This is a genomic window from Maridesulfovibrio sp., assembly GCF_963676065.1.
In the GTDB taxonomy this organism is placed as follows: domain Bacteria; phylum Desulfobacterota; class Desulfovibrionia; order Desulfovibrionales; family Desulfovibrionaceae; genus Maridesulfovibrio.
This window is the reverse complement of the sequence record NZ_OY780933.1, coordinates 1,902,396-1,920,317: the sequence shown is the minus strand read 5'-3', so window position 1 is coordinate 1,920,317 and position 17,922 is coordinate 1,902,396. Positions and strand designations below refer to the sequence as shown.

General features: G+C 45.6%; 16 protein-coding genes. 12 read left to right on the top strand and 4 right to left on the bottom strand.

What is annotated here, in order from left to right; all coding sequences use genetic code 11:
- The first annotated feature begins 263 nt into the window (after nt 1–263).
- From ACKU35_RS08570 to ACKU35_RS08535, 8 genes are all read left to right on the top strand, one after another.
- Nucleotides 264–1,895, top strand: coding sequence for an aminotransferase class I/II-fold pyridoxal phosphate-dependent enzyme (locus tag ACKU35_RS08570; RefSeq protein ID WP_319765009.1), 1,632 nt, complete (start codon nt 264–266; stop codon nt 1,893–1,895).
- Between the two features lie 15 nt (nt 1,896–1,910).
- Nucleotides 1,911–2,231, top strand: a complete 321-nt coding sequence (locus tag ACKU35_RS08565; RefSeq protein ID WP_319765007.1) for a lipoprotein — start codon at nt 1,911–1,913, stop codon at nt 2,229–2,231.
- A gap of 132 nt (nt 2,232–2,363) precedes the next feature.
- Nucleotides 2,364–4,430, top strand: coding sequence for a methyl-accepting chemotaxis protein (locus ACKU35_RS08560; protein WP_319765006.1), 2,067 nt, complete (start codon nt 2,364–2,366; stop codon nt 4,428–4,430).
- A 614-nt stretch (nt 4,431–5,044) separates the two neighbouring features.
- Nucleotides 5,045–6,226, top strand: a complete 1,182-nt coding sequence (locus ACKU35_RS08555; protein WP_319765005.1) for an ABC transporter substrate-binding protein — start codon at nt 5,045–5,047, stop codon at nt 6,224–6,226.
- Nucleotides 6,227–6,348: 122 nt separating this feature from the next.
- The gene (locus ACKU35_RS08550) at nt 6,349–7,257 is read left to right on the top strand and encodes a branched-chain amino acid ABC transporter permease (RefSeq protein ID WP_319765004.1); all 909 of its coding nucleotides are present in this window, start codon (nt 6,349–6,351) and stop codon (nt 7,255–7,257) included.
- 15 nt (nt 7,258–7,272) lie between these two features.
- Entirely contained in the window at nt 7,273–8,349 is a 1,077-nt protein-coding gene (locus ACKU35_RS08545; protein WP_319765002.1) for a branched-chain amino acid ABC transporter permease, read from the top strand.
- A gap of 26 nt (nt 8,350–8,375) precedes the next feature.
- Complete coding sequence (locus ACKU35_RS08540) at nt 8,376–9,143, top strand: ABC transporter ATP-binding protein (RefSeq protein ID WP_319765000.1); 768 nt, start codon at nt 8,376–8,378, stop codon at nt 9,141–9,143.
- Nucleotides 9,143–9,877: an ABC transporter ATP-binding protein gene (locus tag ACKU35_RS08535; protein WP_319764998.1), complete on the top strand. Its 735-nt coding sequence runs from the start codon at nt 9,143–9,145 to the stop codon at nt 9,875–9,877. Before ACKU35_RS08540 ends, ACKU35_RS08535 begins: the two co-directional genes overlap by 1 nt.
- A gap of 131 nt (nt 9,878–10,008) precedes the next feature.
- On the opposite strand, the gene ACKU35_RS08530 is transcribed toward ACKU35_RS08535, so the two are convergent.
- Nucleotides 10,009–10,476 carry a pyridoxamine 5'-phosphate oxidase family protein gene (locus ACKU35_RS08530; protein WP_319764996.1) on the bottom strand — a complete coding sequence of 156 codons (468 nt, stop codon included), beginning with the start codon at nt 10,474–10,476 and terminating at the stop codon, nt 10,009–10,011.
- 127 nt (nt 10,477–10,603) lie between these two features.
- Between ACKU35_RS08530 and ACKU35_RS08525 the strand changes: the two genes are divergently transcribed.
- The 4 genes from ACKU35_RS08525 to ACKU35_RS08510 all read left to right on the top strand — a co-directional run bounded on the left by ACKU35_RS08525 (nt 10,604) and on the right by ACKU35_RS08510 (nt 14,295).
- Nucleotides 10,604–10,903, top strand: coding sequence for a DUF1844 domain-containing protein (locus ACKU35_RS08525; RefSeq protein ID WP_319764994.1), 300 nt, complete (start codon nt 10,604–10,606; stop codon nt 10,901–10,903).
- Nucleotides 10,904–11,012: 109 nt separating this feature from the next.
- A complete protein-coding gene (argC, locus tag ACKU35_RS08520) occupies nt 11,013–12,065 on the top strand; it encodes an N-acetyl-gamma-glutamyl-phosphate reductase (protein ID WP_319764991.1) in 1,053 nt (350 codons plus the stop codon).
- Nucleotides 12,066–12,168: 103 nt separating this feature from the next.
- On the top strand, nt 12,169–13,440 hold the full coding sequence (locus tag ACKU35_RS08515; RefSeq protein WP_319764990.1) for an EAL domain-containing protein: 1,272 nt from the start codon (nt 12,169–12,171) through the stop codon (nt 13,438–13,440).
- A 3-nt stretch (nt 13,441–13,443) separates the two neighbouring features.
- Nucleotides 13,444–14,295 (top strand): protein-glutamate O-methyltransferase CheR, encoded by an 852-nt coding sequence (locus ACKU35_RS08510; protein ID WP_319764988.1) that lies wholly within the window; start codon nt 13,444–13,446, stop codon nt 14,293–14,295.
- A 97-nt stretch (nt 14,296–14,392) separates the two neighbouring features.
- Here the strand turns inward: ACKU35_RS08510 and ACKU35_RS08505 are convergent, their stop codons facing one another.
- The 3 genes from ACKU35_RS08505 to ACKU35_RS08495 form a co-directional block, all read right to left on the bottom strand.
- Complete coding sequence (locus ACKU35_RS08505) at nt 14,393–14,737, bottom strand: response regulator (RefSeq protein WP_319764986.1); 345 nt, start codon at nt 14,735–14,737, stop codon at nt 14,393–14,395.
- Between the two features lie 204 nt (nt 14,738–14,941).
- A complete protein-coding gene (locus ACKU35_RS08500) occupies nt 14,942–16,993 on the bottom strand; it encodes a ribonucleoside triphosphate reductase (RefSeq protein ID WP_319764984.1) in 2,052 nt (683 codons plus the stop codon).
- Nucleotides 16,941–17,621, bottom strand: coding sequence for an anaerobic ribonucleoside-triphosphate reductase activating protein (locus ACKU35_RS08495; RefSeq protein WP_319764982.1), 681 nt, complete (start codon nt 17,619–17,621; stop codon nt 16,941–16,943). Before ACKU35_RS08495 ends, ACKU35_RS08500 begins: the two co-directional genes overlap by 53 nt.
- Nucleotides 17,622–17,922: the final 301 nt, after the last annotated feature.

Sequence of the window (17,922 nt, the reverse complement as noted above, 5' to 3'; positions counted from 1 at the left end):
TTGGACAAATCAGTAAAATATCTGCAAACAGATGGTCATTAATTCTAATATTAACCAGAGTTGCCAAAAGCGCAACCGCAATAGCTCATATTTTTTAGGAAGACCCTTTGCCATTTTTACAATTCAAGAATATAAAAAGATAATAGCTTTAGCCCTTAAAAAAATGCAAAGATAGAATATAACACAAGCCGAAGAACAGACTCATAAAATCAACTGAAACCAGACAATATGTTCTGTTCATAAATCCACCAAAGGGGATAGATATGACCTCGGACTTACAAGAAGACATAGCCCTGCAACACTTTGTTGAGCAATCGCTGGATAAGCTGAACCAGATTGAAACCCTGCTTATACAGATGGAAAAAAGCAACGCTCCCTCTGCAGCCTCAGTTGCACAGGTATACGGAGTACTGTTTTCCTTAAAGGAAAGCGCCTCTCTGCTTGAGCTGACCAACATAAGCCTTATTGCTGATAAAATAGGCAAGGTACTCGATCAGGTATATAAAAATGAAATTGAACTCAGTAACGACCTGTTGAACATCATTATAGACTCGTTTGACAAACTCAACGAAATGGTGAGCAACGCCACCCTGAGCAATGATTATGACATACGAATCATAACTCTGCCGCTTGAAATGTACTCCAAACCAGGTACGGCTGCGGCGGCTGAGCAAGAAAAGCATGAGGAGGAGCCCCTTACAGCGCAGGTTGAACCGGATGTTGTACCGGAAACAAAGCAGAAAGAAGAATCGGAATCTGAATTTAAACCGGCCCCCAAGCCTGAGCCAAAACAGGAACCTGTAATTGAAACGGAAGAAGTCCAAGCTCAGGTTGCCAGCAGTAAGAACGGGAAAAGACTCAAACCGGCCACATTCCGTAAAAGATACGGTATAAAAAGAGAGATAGACCTTGCCAGTAATTCGAACCCCTTAGGCACCTCAAAGGCGGTTTCAAATGCCATCACCAATATGGCAAACAACTGCTCTTCATCAGAAAACGATTCCACCGACAGCCTGAAGTTCGGATTGGCGAAACGGCATGACCTACCCGAAGAATGTGTACTTACAGCAGGCGGGACTATTGAACTTTTAGATCTTACTCTGCGGTTGTCCGCCATTCCGGGTGTTGACCATGTGCTTAGCTACGAACACGGCAGACCGGAATACAGCAGAGTGGCCGCACTATGCGGAGTGGAGCTGCTGCGGCTGCCAAGAGGCCGTAACTTCTCTCCCCCTCTGGACCAGTTGGTAAAAAACTCCAACCAGAATACTGCTGCGGTAATTATTACCAACCCTGATGTTCCTTCCGGATTCGGACTTCCCGCAGAGGAGCTTGCGACCATGGCCAACCTCCTGCCGGAACGGACACTGCTCATAGTAGATGAAAGGTCGGTTGAATTCGCATGGCCGGAAGATGATTACTCCATGGTCAACTTCCTTGATAAGGCTCCGAATCTTGTCATCCTGCGCAGCTTTTCGTGGTCATTCGGCCTGAAAGGGGTACGGCTTGGATACGCGCTGCTGAACAGCCAGCGTGCAGAACAATTCGAAGAATCAAGACTTCCGGCCCCCATCAGCCCGCTGAATGTAGAAGCTGGACTGGCGGCGATCAATCATAACGAATTTTACTATTCCACCATAGCCTTGATCATAAGAGGCAGGGAACGTGTGCACAAGGGGCTGGAAGAACTGGGCTGCACTGTTTACCCCAGCCAGAGTAATTTCATCATGTTCAGCGCGCCGATCCCGGCAAGCGAGCTGTATGGAAAAATGCTGGAGCACGGATTTAAACTGCGCCGGCTGGATAGATTCGGACTTCCGGACCTTCTCACGGTCTCCATCGGCAACAACTCCCGCAACCGTACATTTCTTGCGGCCATGAAAAACATTTTATAACCAGTGGAGGATTTAATGATGAAAAAAATATTTTTTACCCTGTTTATTCTGCTTTCGCTGGCCGGATGCTCAAGCCACCCTACCACAATGCAAGACGTCAGCTCGTTCTGCCGCTCCCTTTCCACCGAGGAATTCTGCGAGAATCAGGACAATGTGTGCGCCGAATATTCTGAGATTATGATCGCGCCATACAAATCCGCAAAGGAATGCCGCATGTCCTGCGAGAATGTGCTCATGAAAAGGGACAGCAACATGCAACAGCAGGATTGCCTGCAACTGCTACAGAGTGTAGAAGCAAAATGTAACGAATTCTGCGATTCAAATTACGCAGATTAATACGGCTCTCCCTCCCGGATCTTGCAAGTAAAAACTCTCTGACGTAACAACTGATCAAAATACAGGCAGTGCTTCGCTTACTGAAAGCACTGCCCCTGATTACCACTAAATTTATTAAAGGATTTTCGCGCCATGCTTAAACGGCTAACTGTTGGACAAAAAATATTTTGCAGCTTTATTATTGTTTTCGGTCTCTATGGAATTGTGAGCATAGAATCTCTTATGGCGCTACAAAAATCTTCGTCCGGATTTACCGACTACCGGAACTTCGCTAAAGACGCCAACCTGATTGGTAAAATTCAAACTGGAATCCTTCAAGGACGCACCGAAGTAAAAGATTATATTATTACCGGAGACAACAAATACAGCCTCCGCTACTCTGCAAACGCAAAAACAATATTCCCCCTGATCGATAAAGCTGAAAAAGAACTGGTTTCGCAAAACCGCGTTGAGATAATTAAAGAAGTTAGGAACTTACTTAAAGAGTACAATACAAGTTTTACCCAAGTGGCCAACGCCCAGCAGGAACGAGATAAACAGATTAACTCCATCATGATACCCGCCGGAGCCATGATGGAGCAAAATTTCAAACGCATCATCAATAATCTCGGTAAATTGAATAGCAATTCCGCCGCTCTTTACCACTGCGCAAAAGGAGTTCGCCATCTGGTCCTAAGCAGGATGTACACCACAAAGTATATTGATAAAAGCATGGAATCCCACAAGGCAAAAGCCATGGCTGAAATGGACAAAATCAATACTGAACTGCTCGAATTAGGCTCTATTTTAAAGGATAAGAACGCAGAACTGCTTACAGAGATTAAAGATGCCAGAGAAATTTATCTTCAAGGATTGGATCAACTTATTACTTGGACCGAGAATCGCGATAAACTTATAAATACGGAACTGGATACTCTGGGCCCGGCAATGAGCAACCTGATTGAGCGAGCAAAATCATCCGTAATTTCAGATCAGCAACGACTCGGCCCAACAATGCAGGCCCGTAACGCCCGCGCCATCCGCAATACTTACATTTTCGGATTTTTGGCTTTCGTACTCGGAGTTGTTGCTGTGCTTATTGTGGGACGAAACATAACCCGGCCTCTGCGCAAGGTAGTCGAAGCTGCTTACAGAATTGCCGAAGGTGATATGAGTCAGGAGATCAAAGGCATAGACCGCAAGGATGAGCTGGGATCGCTGGCAAGAGCATTTAACAAAATGAATAATTCCCTAAACCGAATGGCCGAAGCTATGGAACGGGTGGCAGATTCAGACCTCACCGTGACCGTAGAACCGCGTTCTGAAAATGACACTATAGGGAAAGCCCTTGCGACCATGGTTCATAATCTTAAAGATGATAACCTCAGAATCCACGAAACAGTTCGCACGCTATCTTCTTCACTAAGTCAGATTTCCGCCGCATCGGCAGAATTGACATCCAGCGCAGCTGAAACTGCCAGCGCCGTAGCTGAAACAAATGCTACTGTTGAAGAAGTGAAGCAGACCGCTCACCTTTCAAATGAAAAATCACGACAGGTGGCAGAGGTCGCACGTAAAGCCGTCTCGACCTCTCAAAAGGGTAAAAAAGCAGCCGAAGATGCTTCGTCAGGAATGAAGGAAATCCGTACCCAGATGGACACAATCGCCCAGTCCATTGTCAAACTATCAGAACAATCCCAGCACATCGGGGACATTATTTATGTAGTGAACGATCTGGCCGACCAATCCAACATTCTAGCCGTAAACGCTTCCATTGAAGCATCCAAGGCAGGTGAAGAAGGCAAGGGATTCACAGTCGTGGCTCGTGAGATCAGAAATCTTTCTGATCAGTCAAAACAGTCCGTAGCCCAGATCCAGTCCATCCTCGCCGACATCCAGAAAGCGACCAGTTCGGCGGTTATGATCACCGAGCAGGGCGGAAAGGCTGTTGAAACCGGAGCGGATCTCTCTTCACAGACCGGAGAATCAATTCTCAATCTGAGCACGGTCATCAACCAGTCTGCCCAATCTTCGGCCCAGATAGCCGCTTCAAGCCAGGAACAGCTTGCCGGACTTGATCAGGTAGCCATAGCTCTTGGCTCTATCAAACAGGCAGGTGAACAAAATCTTGAAAGCTCCCGTCAGCTTGAAGCTGCAGTTAAGGATCTGGACCAGCAGGCCCGTTCACTCAAGGATATGATGGAAAGGTTCAAACTCTAAAAAAACGACATACAAGATAAGGCCCCTGAATGTTGGTACATTCAGGGGCCTTATTTTTTAGCAAAACCCCAGAATAACCTTATCCAAAATGTAAAGTCTTACTTGATCCTCCCAACCAGCTGTTTCTAATGACAAAATCCCCACTCCACAAATATAAACAGCAATCAATTCATTCTTCTGAGACACTTTATAAAAGAGCAAATACGGGCCACAGAATCATTCATCTTGCATTTTACAAAATTTACACCCGACTTTTTTCATTTAAAAGCATATATCCTGCTAAATATTAGCTAATTTACAATTTTATACTAAACGATAGCCAAAAACTCAAAAACGCAAAACAAACCCCAGAGTTCAAAAAAAACATTAAAATCATAAGATACTAATTTTTAAGTATATTTTAAAGAAACCTGCCAAAATATCATTATTCTTCATATAAACCGTAAAACATACCACAAATAATTTCATAAGTACAACTTACCAGAATATAATAATATTCTCGAAAAATTACTCTTTTTTGCAAAAATGTCTTTTTAAAAACTCCGTTTTGCGATATTTTTCTAGCCTTCAACAATCGATTCAGAATTTTCAATGAAAATCTCAGGAGGAAAAGAATGAAGAAAATGATTATCAGATCACTGCTAGCCCTAATGGTACTCGGACTCGCCCTTGTTGTTGTCAGCGGCTGCTCCAAGAAAGAGGAAAAAATCAAAATCGGGTTTAACATCCCGCTCACCGGTGACATTCCAAAGGTAGGGGAAGCCTCTAAGAATGCAGCGGAAATGCTCCTTGCAGACATCAATGCACAGGGCGGACTCAAAGTCGGAGACAAAAAAATACCTCTTGAATTCTTCTATGAAGATAATGAATCCAAAGCTGAATCAGCTGTTAACGTTGCTCTCAAACTCATTGAGCAGGACGGCGTAGTAGCTATTGTCGGACCTAACTCCTCAAAGCAGGCTGTTCCTGCCGGCGGAACCTGTAACGACAACCGCACTCCCATGGTTTCCCCTTGGTCCACCAACCCGGACACTACCAAAAACCGCCCTTGGGTTTTCCGCGCAGCTTTCCTCGATCCTTTCCAGGGTCCTGTGGCAGTTAACTTCGCTTCCAAGCAGTTTGAAGCTAAAACATCCGCAGTACTTTTTGACATTTCCAACGACTATTCAAAAGGCCTTGCAGAAATCTTCAAGGATGTATTTGAAAAGAAAAACGGTGCGGATACTGTCGTAGCCTTTGAATCCCACGGAACAAAAGACCAGGACTTTTCAGCTCAGTTGACCAAGATCATCAACTCCAAGCCTGACTTTATTTTCGTTCCCGATAACTACAACCAGGTTGCACTTATTGTTAAACAGGCTCGCGACCTCGGTTACAAAGGCCCCTTCATGGGTTCCGATGCATGGGGTTCTGCTGAACTGATGAAGCTTTGCGGCGACGACTGCAAAGGCCAGTTCTTCTCCACTCACTATGCTGCTGCCGGTGCTAAAGGCGCAACCAAAGAATTCATCGACCGTTACGAAGCAAAATACGGCGAAACACCTGACGATGTTGCAGCTCTCACATGGGACGCAGCCCGCCTCGTACTGCAGGCAATTCAGGATGCAGGCTCTTACAATTCAAATCTGAAAGACGAACGTAAAGCTATCCGTGATTCCCTGAGCAACATCAAGGAATTCGCAGGCATTACCGGCTCCATGAAATTTGACAGCCAGGGTGACCCCATCAAATGCGCTGTTGTTGTACGCATTGACGAAAACGGCAAATTCGTATTCGCCGAATCCGTTTGCCCCTAATCCATCTATTACATATCAGGCGGCGCACTTTCGTCCGCCGCCTGATATTTTTAACTGACACCGCCACTCATTGATTTTGAAGGGCTCGACATTAATCCAAAGACACAGAGGAAAGACCGAAAGTGGATATCCTCATCCAGAACCTGCTTAATGCCCTGCAATGGGGCAGCTTCTACGCTCTCATTGCACTGGGCTACACACTTGTTTACGGTGTACTGCTCCTGATCAACTTCGCCCACGGTGATATCTTCATGGTCGGGGCTTACATTGCATTTTTCGTGGCCACCGCCCTGTTAGGCTTTCTAGACTTCAGCCCGTGGATAGTGCTGGCTCTTACCGTGCCGCTGACCATGATTCTCACTGCAGGAGTCGGGGTAACCCTTGAACGCATCGCTTACCGCCCCTTGCGTAGAAAAGGGGCTCACAGGCTTTACGTGGTTATCACCGCTCTCATGTGCGGATTAATCCTCGAAAACGGCAACCTCGCTTTGCTGGGTGCAAGCCGCAAAAAATTTCCCGAGCTGCTTGATAAGGTGGTTTATACCTTCGGCAACATCTCGGTTACCAACCTCAAAATAATCGTTATATTTGCAGCTATAGCCGTCTTTCTGCTCCTGCAATTTATTGTTACCAAAACAAAAATCGGCATGGCCATGCGCGGAATTTCTTACGACAAATTCGCTATTCCGCTGATGGGTATTCCCATTGACAACGTAATTGTCTTCACCTTCGTGCTTGGATCCGGCATGGCCGGTCTGGCCGGGATGCTCTTTGCCATGTCCTACCCTATCCTTGAGCCGTACATGGGTGCGCTCATCGGATGGAAAGCATTCATTGCTGCGGTTGTAGGCGGTATCGGAGATATTCGAGGAGCCTTTCTCGGTGGTTTCCTGCTGGGATTCATCGAAGTCGGCGTCGTCGCAATATTTCCCTCTACTTTCAGAGACCTGTTCGCCTTTTCAATCCTGCTGGTCATCCTGTGGATTAAACCAACCGGGATATTCGGCGTCGCAAAGACAACCAAGATCTAAGGCGGAATCAACAGAATGCAGAAATACAGTTTTAATATCGGAATCTGGGCCATGGCCGCCATTGTTGTGGCCCTCTCCCAGTTCGGCGCGCTGGATCTCTACATCCAGTCGGTGATCATGTTCATGGGGATCAACATCATTCTCTCTTCCAGCTTGAATGTTGTTAACGGATATATGGGTGAATTTTCCTGCGGACATGCCGGATTCATGTGTATAGGGGCTTACGTATCATCTGTATTGAGCGTAATGTTCTTTGCTCAAGACAAAATTTTCGGCGCTCCCATCCTTCCCCCGGAGATGGCTCCGCTGGGATTTCCCGTAATTCTCATCATCTCAGGCCTGGTGTCTGCCGTAGCCGGACTCATTGTGGCCATCCCTTCTTTCAAAACAAGAGGCGACTATCTGGCAATTATCACTATCGCCGCCAACTATATGGTTATCTCGGCGATCGAGAACATGGACATCATCGGTGGGCCACGCGGATTCATGGGTATGAAACGCGTACTGAACTCCATGAGTGACGTAATCGATATTCCGTGGATGATGATCTGGGTAATTATCGGTACTTATGCCTCAATCTGGATGATCCGCCGTTTTGTGACTTCCACATACGGTAAAGGGATTATGTCCATCAGTCAGGATGAAGTCGCCGCTGAAATAATGAGTGTTAACACCAACAAAATGAAGATGGCAGCTTTCATGCTCTCTTCCGGTCTTGCCGGAGTGGGTGGTGCTCTCTTCGCTCATGTGCTTGGTTACGTTAACCCTCAGTCCTTCAACATCATGAAATCAACGGAATGTCTGGTAATGGTCTATCTCGGCGGCATGGGATCGCTGGGCGGATCTGTTCTTTCAGCCATTTTCTTCACTCTGATGCTTGAAATGCTGAGGTTCATTATCCCGGCAATTGATACCGGACTGCACTTCATCAACCTGCTCCCGGCCACTTATCATTTAAGTCAGGTCTGGAAATGGGTGCTCATTCCGCTGACCCTGATTCTGCTCATGCAGTTCAGGCCCGAAGGAATTATGGGTAACAAAGAACTGCCCGACCTGTTCCCGCGGCTTAAAAAATTCTACAAATTCAAGTAGGCGAGACCGCGAGAAAAGGAGAAAAAATGTCACTTTTAAGCATAGACGGACTTACACAAAGATTCGGTGGCCTTCAGGCCGTATCCGATTTCAATATTAAACTTGAGGAAGGCTCCCTTACCGGCCTTATCGGACCAAACGGTGCTGGTAAAACAACCATCTTCAACCTTATATCCGGCTTTTATCAGCCGACAGAAGGGTCCATAACCCTTGCGAACACGCCTACACGCGGACTTAAACCGCATCAGGTGACCGCGCTGGGAGTTGCCCGCACATTCCAGAATATCAGACTCTGGCACGATATGACCGTAATGGACAACATACGTATCGCCCAGCACTACCGTCTGGGATACGGCTTTTTCGATGCTGTTATGCGCTCGAAGAACTACTATTTACGGGAAAAAGAAATTGAGCGGATATCCACAGAGCTGCTTGAATTCATGGACCTTAAACAATATGCGAAAGAGTTGCCCACCAACCTGCCCTACGGGCTACAGCGCCGTGTTGAAATCGCCCGGGCAATGTCCATTCAGCCAAAGCTGCTGCTTCTTGACGAACCCGCAGCGGGACTAAATTCCTCTGATGTTGAAGGACTCATTAAGCTCATCAAATGGATTCATGATGAATTCGATATCACCATCCTCATGATTGAGCACCAGATGAAAGTGGTTATGACTCTCTGCAAATGGATAAAATGTATTGATTTCGGTGCCACCATCGCCGAAGGAACACCAGAAGATATTCAGTCCAGCGAGACTGTTATCAAAGCTTATCTGGGAGATGATTCAATCTGATGACTACTCTACTTGAAATCAAAGATCTCCGCGTCAAATACGGTAATATTGAAGCCCTGCACGGCATTTCGTTTAATGTTAACGAGGGCGAAATCGTCACTCTCATCGGAGCGAACGGAGCCGGTAAGACCACAACCCTGTTCTCGATCAGCCGTCTTCCACCGCCAGAAGCACCTAAAGTCGTCTCAGGTGACATCTGCTGGAAAGGAGAATCTATACTCGACATGCCGCCACATAAGGTTATTTCAGACCTTCATCTGGCACTTGTCCCAGAAGGCAGGCACATTTTCGGCAACCTTACAGTGGAAGAAAATTTGAAGCTGGCAACATACGCCCGTAAGGATTCCATTAAGGATGTTCACGGGGATTACGATCGCGTATTCTCGCTCTTTCCACGTCTGGCAGAACGCCGCAAACAGCGCAGTGAATCCCTCTCGGGAGGTGAGCAGCAGATGTTGGCAGTTGGACGCGCGCTTATGTCCAAATGTAATTTCATCATGCTTGATGAGCCTTCAATGGGACTCGCACCACTGCTCATGTATGATATGTTCCGAACCCTTAAGCAACTGAACGAACAGGGGCTTACTATTCTGCTTATCGAACAGAACGCGCATCTGGCATTAAAATTCGCTCATCGCGGATACGTGCTAGATACCGGGGAAATCGTAGCTCAGGGAGCATCCTCAGAACTGATGGATGACCCGGAAGTCAAGAAGGCATATCTGGGCGGTTAATCGAGATATGTTTTATACCGGCGTTATATCTTAAACACAAAAGGATATGCCCTTTCCGAAATAAAGAACGGCTGATTTGACATTATGTCAAATCAGCCGTTTACATCTGTGGTCATTATTTGCGGCAAAAATCAGCTGGTTTTCCCTTTTGCCGTGGCATGTTCAATATTTATTTTGATGACACGGGTTTTATCCTTATCATTTTTGATATATTTTGTTCCGGCGGAGACATGATCTGGAGAAAGCCGTTCTACGATAGCGAAAAGAGCCTCTTCCTTTTCAGCTCCGGTAACTTCTTCCGCCTTTCCGAATACAATAACGGAACGGAACAGGATACTGAATTTTGATGGCAGCAACTCTGTATCGGTGTATACACAAAAAGAAACTTTGGGATTAAATGCAATATTATCCAATTTATGCCCGGTCAACGCGCTGTGAAAATAAATCGCTCCGTTATGGTATACGTAATTGAGCGGAGTTGCGTAGGGATATCCATCCGCCCCGCAGGTGGACAGAACGCCCTCTTCTCCACTCTGCAGAATTTCCTCTACAGATCCTTCCGGCAATATTTTCTTGGTATTCTGGATAGCTCGAAACATAATCTCTCCTTAGGTTGTCCAACTTATCTTTACCTACCAAAAGCATGATGGCTGATCAATTTTTTAAAATACTTGAATCTTGCGGCTAATATTTTTAGAGTACGCAGATTATTTAAGGAGATTAATTATGTCTGATGATAAAAAATGCGGTTGCGGCAGTGAATATGCCAAGGATATGCCCATCCCCGAGGTTAATTTTTCCACTTTTATCATGTCTATGAGTTCTTCCGCGCTGGTACAGCTTGGTGAAATACCTGACCCTTCAACTGGAAGAGTTGAATTTTCACCGGTACTTGCCAAGCAGTCAATCGATGTACTCGCCGTGATTGAAGATAAAATTAAAAATGGTATGACTAAAGAAGAAGAAAAGCTCCTTTGCGACCTGCTATACAATCTGCGCATGAAGTATGTGAAGAAAACCAAATAAAAATCTTTTTCAAAATATTCTTTTCCCGGTCGGGAACCATTTTAACTATTTTGTCAGGTGTGCTGGCGTACCCCTGCTGATTCAATATTACTTTTAAGGACGGATAATTATGAGTGCTGTAGCTGTCGGACTTGTAGGAGTAACCGGATACACTGGAATGGAGCTTACCCGTATATTAAGCAATCATGACGGAATGAAGCTTGTCCGGGTGACCTCCCGCGCCGAGGCCGGGAAAAAACTGGCTGATATCTATCCCTTCCTGAACGGTATGGAACTGAGCGGACTGGAAATCACCACGCCGGATATTGAAGATCTCGCTGATGCCTGCGAACTGGTTTTCCTCGCCGTACCGCACAAGACAGCCATGAACATCGGCGGAGAACTCTATGATAGAAATATCAAAGTAGTCGACCTGAGTGCCGATTTCAGAATCCGTGATCGCGAAACCTATGAAGAATGGTACAAGGTTGATCATACCCGTGCGGACCTTCTGCCTGAAGCGGTCTACGGCCTGCCTGAATTTTATCGTGATCAGGTAAAAGATGCCAAGCTGGTGGCCAATCCCGGCTGTTACCCCACTTCCGTCATCGTCGGACTGACTCCGGCCTTACGTGAAGGACTGGTCGAAATTTCCGACATTGTGGTTGATTCCAAATCTGGAACCAGCGGAGCTGGACGTAAGGCCAATGTAGGATCACTTTTCTGCGAAGTGGCAGATTCTTTCAGGGCCTACAGCCTAACAACCCACCGTCACACCCCGGAAATAGAACAGGAACTTGCTGTCGCATCCGGCAGCGATATGACCATTTCCTTTAATACCCACCTGCTACCCATTGACCGTGGCATTCTCTCCACCATCTACACCAAGCTGAAACCGAGCGTAACAGCGGCTGACGTGCGCGCCGCCTATGCCAAAGCTTATGACAATGAGAAAATGATCCGTTTCCTGCCTGAAGGACAGCTTCCGGAAACCCGTTGGGTACGCGGAACCATGTTCTGTGACGTAGCGGTTGTACCTGATGAACGCACCGGACGGCTGATCATTCTTGCCGCCATCGACAACCTCTGCCGCGGAGCCTCGGGACAAGCAGTGGCCAATGCCAACCTCATGCTCGGATTAGAAGAAACCAGAGGCCTTTGCCTCGCACCGATGATGCCATAGCGCTGACTTTATCCCTGGCTCTAATTTAATGCTATTTTCTCACTAAAGATGTGTTGTTATGTAGAGTACTTAAATCTGACATTTATTCTGGGTATGGGGTTTTATGAGCAGTAATAGTGATTTATTTCTGGACTCTTTTTATGTAGCCAGACAACCGGTTTTTGATGCCGGAAAAGGAGTTTGGGGATACGAACTTTTGTTCCGTAATTCAACTGCTGATAATATTGCTGAAATCGGCAATGAAGATGCAGCCACTTCTCAGGTTATCGCTGATGGCTTCGGTCTTATTCAGCAGGACATAGAAGAAAATCAACGCTTACTGGTCAATTTCCCCCGTAATATGCTGCTGGGAAATGCGGCAGAGTTTCTTCCGCCCGAAACATGCGTGGTCGAAATTCTGGAAAACGTGCAACCCGAACCGGAAATTCTAGAGGTTTTGCAGGATCTCAAAGACAGAGGATATACTTTAGCACTTGATGATTACATCGGACAGGAAGGCTTTGAGCCTTTTGTAGAATTGGCAGACATTGTCAAAGTGGACTGTCTTGATCTTGAACTGGAAGAGCTTAAAAATATAGCAAAAGTTCTCAAACAGATCGGTGTACAGATGCTTGCTGAAAAGGTTGAAACCAATGAGATGTTCAACCTGTGCCTTGAGTTGGGATTTGAACTTTTTCAGGGTTTCTTTTTCAGCCGCCCGGAAATCATTCCCGGTAAAAAAATATCCACCAGCAATCTTAACCGCATGCGTTTGCTGGGCTCAATCAGCAGCGAGAATTTTGATGTAGAGGATATGACTAATGCCATCAACTCTGATGTATCTGTCAGCTATCGCCTGCTTAAATTCATGAATTCTCCAACCTTCGGTCTGCCCAACAAGATAAATTCCATCCAGCAGGCCATAGCCCTAATCGGCTACAAAAAATTAGCCGGCTGGCTGCGGATGATTTTACTTTCGGACATCAGTGCAGGCCCTGCTGGTGATGAACTCGCCTTTCTGTCCATAAAACGGGCCAAATTCCTGGAACTGACTTGTCTGGATTTTAAGCAGTGCCCGCTGCGCTCGGAATCAATGTTCATGCTAGGTCTTTTTTCTTTGCTTGACGTCTTTCTGAACAGACCCATGGAAGATCTCATGGCCGAATTACCGGTTAAAAAAGAACTTGTGCAGGCCCTGACTGATAAAACCAGTGAAGCTGCGGTTTTCCTTGAAATAGTCAAATCATTAGAACTGGCGGACTGGAAGAACCTTAACAACTTGATAGCGAAAACCGGCCTTTTACCCCTTTCCATCGCCCAAAACCATCTGGCAGCCATGCAGTGGGCTAATGAAATTCTTTTAATGAACAAGACCACTGACAACTCTGCGAATTAATAGATGACCACTATAAATAGTGAATACAAGGCACTGTATAAAAAGGATTTTGATCTTTTACGCAAGCAGATTTATCGCATGTGTGGGTTAACCATCTCCGATAACAAGGAATATTTAATCCAGCATCGTTTCAAAGATCTGTATAACTCCCGGAACTGCCGCTCATGGCATGATTTTTACCAACTGCTGGTTTCCGGCGATGATCAATTCAAGGAAGATGCAGTCTCGGCCATAAGTACTCACGAAACCAGTTTTTTTCGGGACAGTCATCCTTTTACAACAGTCAAGAACCAAATCCTTCCTGCAATTCTTAAAAAACGCAAATTTGGGGGAAAAATAAAAATATGGTGTGCGGCTTCATCCACCGGACAGGAACCCTATTCCCTTTCTATGCTTATTCATGAATGTTCCCGGACCGTTATGGGATCAGGAATCAGCCCGGATAATTTTTCAATCCTTGGAACAGATATTTCCGGAGCCGTTATCGAACAAGCTCAAAAAGGAATTTATACTAATTTGGAAAAAACAAGAGGATTACCCTCCGAATATGAAAAATATTTCCAAAAACAAGGAAATAAATGGCACATATGCCCTTCAGTTAAATCACTAGTTTCCTTCAAAAAATTTAACCTACTCAACTCTTTTAGTCCATTAGGCAAATTCGATTTTATTATGTGCCGAAATGTCCTTATCTATTTTGACGAAACCACAAAAGCCAATATAATTAAGCGCATCCACAGTACACTGGAGGACAACAGCTTCCTGATGCTGGGTTCCACAGAAACGCTAGGCGGTAATACTGATCTTTTCGAAACAAAGCATACGAAAGGAGTCCTCCTTTACCACAAAAAATAATGGTAAAAGAAGCCGGATTATTCCAGTAGTATATAGGATGACAGCCCTGTATTAAGAATTACGCGCTAAATATCGTACTTTGTACCGAACAAAGACCTTATCTTCTGCAAAAACATATCCATATCGGCAACGGGCTTAAGAAGCACATTATCGGATGATATCCCATAAGTCCGAACATCCGCGGAACTGCGTAATCAACCGAACCGGTATGGATAATAAAGTCCATATCAGGATGCAGTTCTTTGAGATTAATGATGAGGTCGTTGCCGTGCATGACAGGAAGACGCATGTCTACAATAGCGATGTCGGCTTTTTCTGTTTTCATCAAGGTCAAAGCTTCTTCCGCGCTTCCTACCGAGATTACATCCAGACCTTCATCCTCAAGGTAGTCCACAAGGTTTTCCCTGACCATCTGCTCATCATCTACAACCAGAATTCGCATATATTCTCCATATCATCGTGCTTAATTTGAGCATGAGAACTAAATAAAATTTAAATTTAGAACTCGTCTCATTCGTACTTTCAAGTATAATCCAATGCATTTTTATTAGCAATGAAAATGAGTGCGAAGACGAGTCGATGTTACAATAAAAAAAGGAAAGCCGGATAAAGACTTCCCTTTTCTAATTTATTATGTTGCAGGATTTTAAGAGCAGAAAGTATTATATTCCAATCTATCTTTGTATTCAGCCTTTTTACCGGCATTCCACTGCTTGACAGGACGATAATACCCGACAATACGAGTATAGACCTCAGAGTCGGCACCGCAGTCAGGACAGGTGTGATGTTCACCGCGGATGTAACCATGTTCCTTACAAATAGAGAAAGTCGGGGTGATCGAAAGGTACGGTATTTTTGTGTTGCGGAAAGCTTTGATGATAAAACTTTTCAGCGCATCAAGATCAGTTGTTGATTCCCCGAGAAAGGTGTGAAAAACGGAACCTCCGGTATACAGGGGCTGCAGTTTATTCTGGTGTGAAAGAGCCAGAATAACATCTTCGGAAACGCCCACAGGAAGCGTGGTGGAGTTGGTATAGTAAGGTGTGCCGTTTCCGGATGTCTGAATATCCGCATAAAGGGACTTGTCAATCTTAGCCAGACGATAGCTGGTGCCTTCCGCAGGGGTGGCTTCAAGATTATACAGACTGCCTGTTTCTTCCTGAAATTGCGAAGTCAAATCACGGAGATGGTTGAGTACCCGAGTCATGAGTCTTACCCCGGAAGGAGTCTCAATTCCTTTGCCGAGCAGATTCAAGCAGGCTTCATGTCCACCCAGCAGACCGATGGTTGAGAAATGTCCTTTATAACCGTTCTTAAGGTAACGGCGGGACCAAGGAAACATGCCGTTATCAAGATTTGTCTGGATCAATTTACGCTTGAATTCAAGTGAATTCTTGGCCTGTATTGCGTACTCTTCTATAAGATCCAGAAAATCCTCTTCACCTTGTGCCAGATAAGCCAGCTTAGGCAGGTTGAGAGTGACTACACCTATGGACCCGGTCAAATCCCCTGCTCCGAACAAGCCGCCTACCTTATTACGCAGTTCACGCAGATCCATCTGCAAGCGGCAGCACATGGAGCGCACATCTTCAGGATTCAGGTCGGAATTGATAAAATTCTGGAAGTAGGGAACACCGTATTTGGCTGTAAGATCCAGCAGAATCCTGCCGATTCTGGAATCCCACGGAAAATCTTCGGTAACATTATAAGTTGGGATGGGGAAAGAGAAGATCCGGTTATGCTGATCACCGTTGACCATTACTTCAAGGAAAGAGCGGTTAATCATCTCCATTTCCTCGGCATATTCACCGTAGGTAGTATCCTGAAGCTCTCCGGCTATGATGACCGCTTCTTTGGCGATATGCTTGGGTGGCACGAGGTCGAATGAAAGATTGGTAAACGGGCTCTGCCCTCCCCATCTGGAGGTGGTGTTCAGATTGAACACAAATTTCTGCATGGCCTGACGCACTTCTTCATAGGAAAGACCGTCGTGACGGATGAACGGAGCAAGATAGGTATCTACATTATTAAAAGCCTGTGCACCCGCCCATTCATTTTGCAATGTACCGAGAAAATTGACCATCTGGCCAAGGGCTGCGTCAAAATGCCGGGCCGGGCCGGCGCAGGACCGGCCATCAAGGTTGAAACCTTCCAGCAGCAGGTCCCGCAGGGACCATCCGGCACAATAACCGGCCAGTCCATAAGAAAGATCATGAATGTGAAAGTAGCCGTGCTCGTGGGCCTGTCTGATTTCTTCAGGATATTTTTCAAGAGCGTAGCGGGCCTGAATTGTTCCGGAGAGATGAAGCATCAACCCCTGGAAGGAGTGAGTCATATTGGCATTTTCAGCCACACGCCAGTCGCTTTTCTCGAGGTATTCATCAATAGTTTCCTTGATGTCCAGATAAGCGTCTTTCTGATTTCTAAGTCTGCGGCGGCTGTCGCGGTAGAGGATAAATTTCTTGGCTACGGAGTGCAGACGGGAATCCATAAGCACTTCTTCAACCATATTCTGAACATGTTCCTGTTCAGGGATATCGACTCCTTCGAGCTTATTTTCCACTTTTCTGGCCATACGTTTGGCCATGAGTGGGTCTTTAATTCCGCTGGCGCCTAGTGCTTTGAAAATGGCCTGTGCAATTCGCTCAGTCGACCAGGTCTCCAACCGGCCGTCCCGCTTCATTATCTGCGTGGGCATGATCTCTCCTTGGAGGAATGTAGTTCTGGATGGTTAATTCAAAACCATCCGGAAGGTATCCTTTGGCGGTTTCAACATCTTCATCTGTAAGGATAGGCACCTTAGTCAGACGAAAATAGAAAGCTTTTGGGTTAGCTTCTGCAAGCTCAAAAATCCTTTCAAGATTCTTTTGCGCCGCTTCAGCGGTCACGGCCTGCCCGGTCAGGGCAGGATACTTTTCGTACGGTCCTTTAACGTCAACGGCGAACATGTCCGCCAAACCCTGCTGGAGAATATCTTCCAAAACATCAGGAAGCATTCCATTGCTGTCCATTTTTATGGGCAGTTTAGAAACTTGCCGGATTTCATATAGAATTTCTCCGAGGTTAGGTACCGTTGTAGGCTCGCCACCAGTAATTGTGACCCCGTCAAGCCATTTTGCTCGGTTCCTTAGGAAAGATCGCATATCATTTCTGGACAGAAGCGGCAGGCGTTCCATATTCCACGCCATGTCAAAATTATGGCAGGTCGGACAATTGAGATTACAACCGCCGAGAAAAAAGACACAGCTGGACCGCCCGGGCCAGTCACACAGACTGAGCGGCTCGATACCGCGAAGATGATTCCATCCAGAAGATAGTTCGTTCATAATTTTTTGCTGAATTATATATTTATACAGATAATTTTTTCTTCAATTCCGTCTTAAACCCCAGAAACAAGGGGCTGCCTCAACTACGGAAAGAATATTAACTCAGGGAATAAGTTTTGTACAGGGGGGTGATTGAAATATTCTTGTAACATAGCCATATATTACGAATATACACATTTAATAGCAATTAAACAAAAAAACAAAAAGTTTTCCACAAGTTCACAACATTAAAAGACGTCGAAAAAACAGAACTTTTTCTAAACAAAGTTTAGAAAAAAAATTGTTTCAGGCCCCGAAAAGC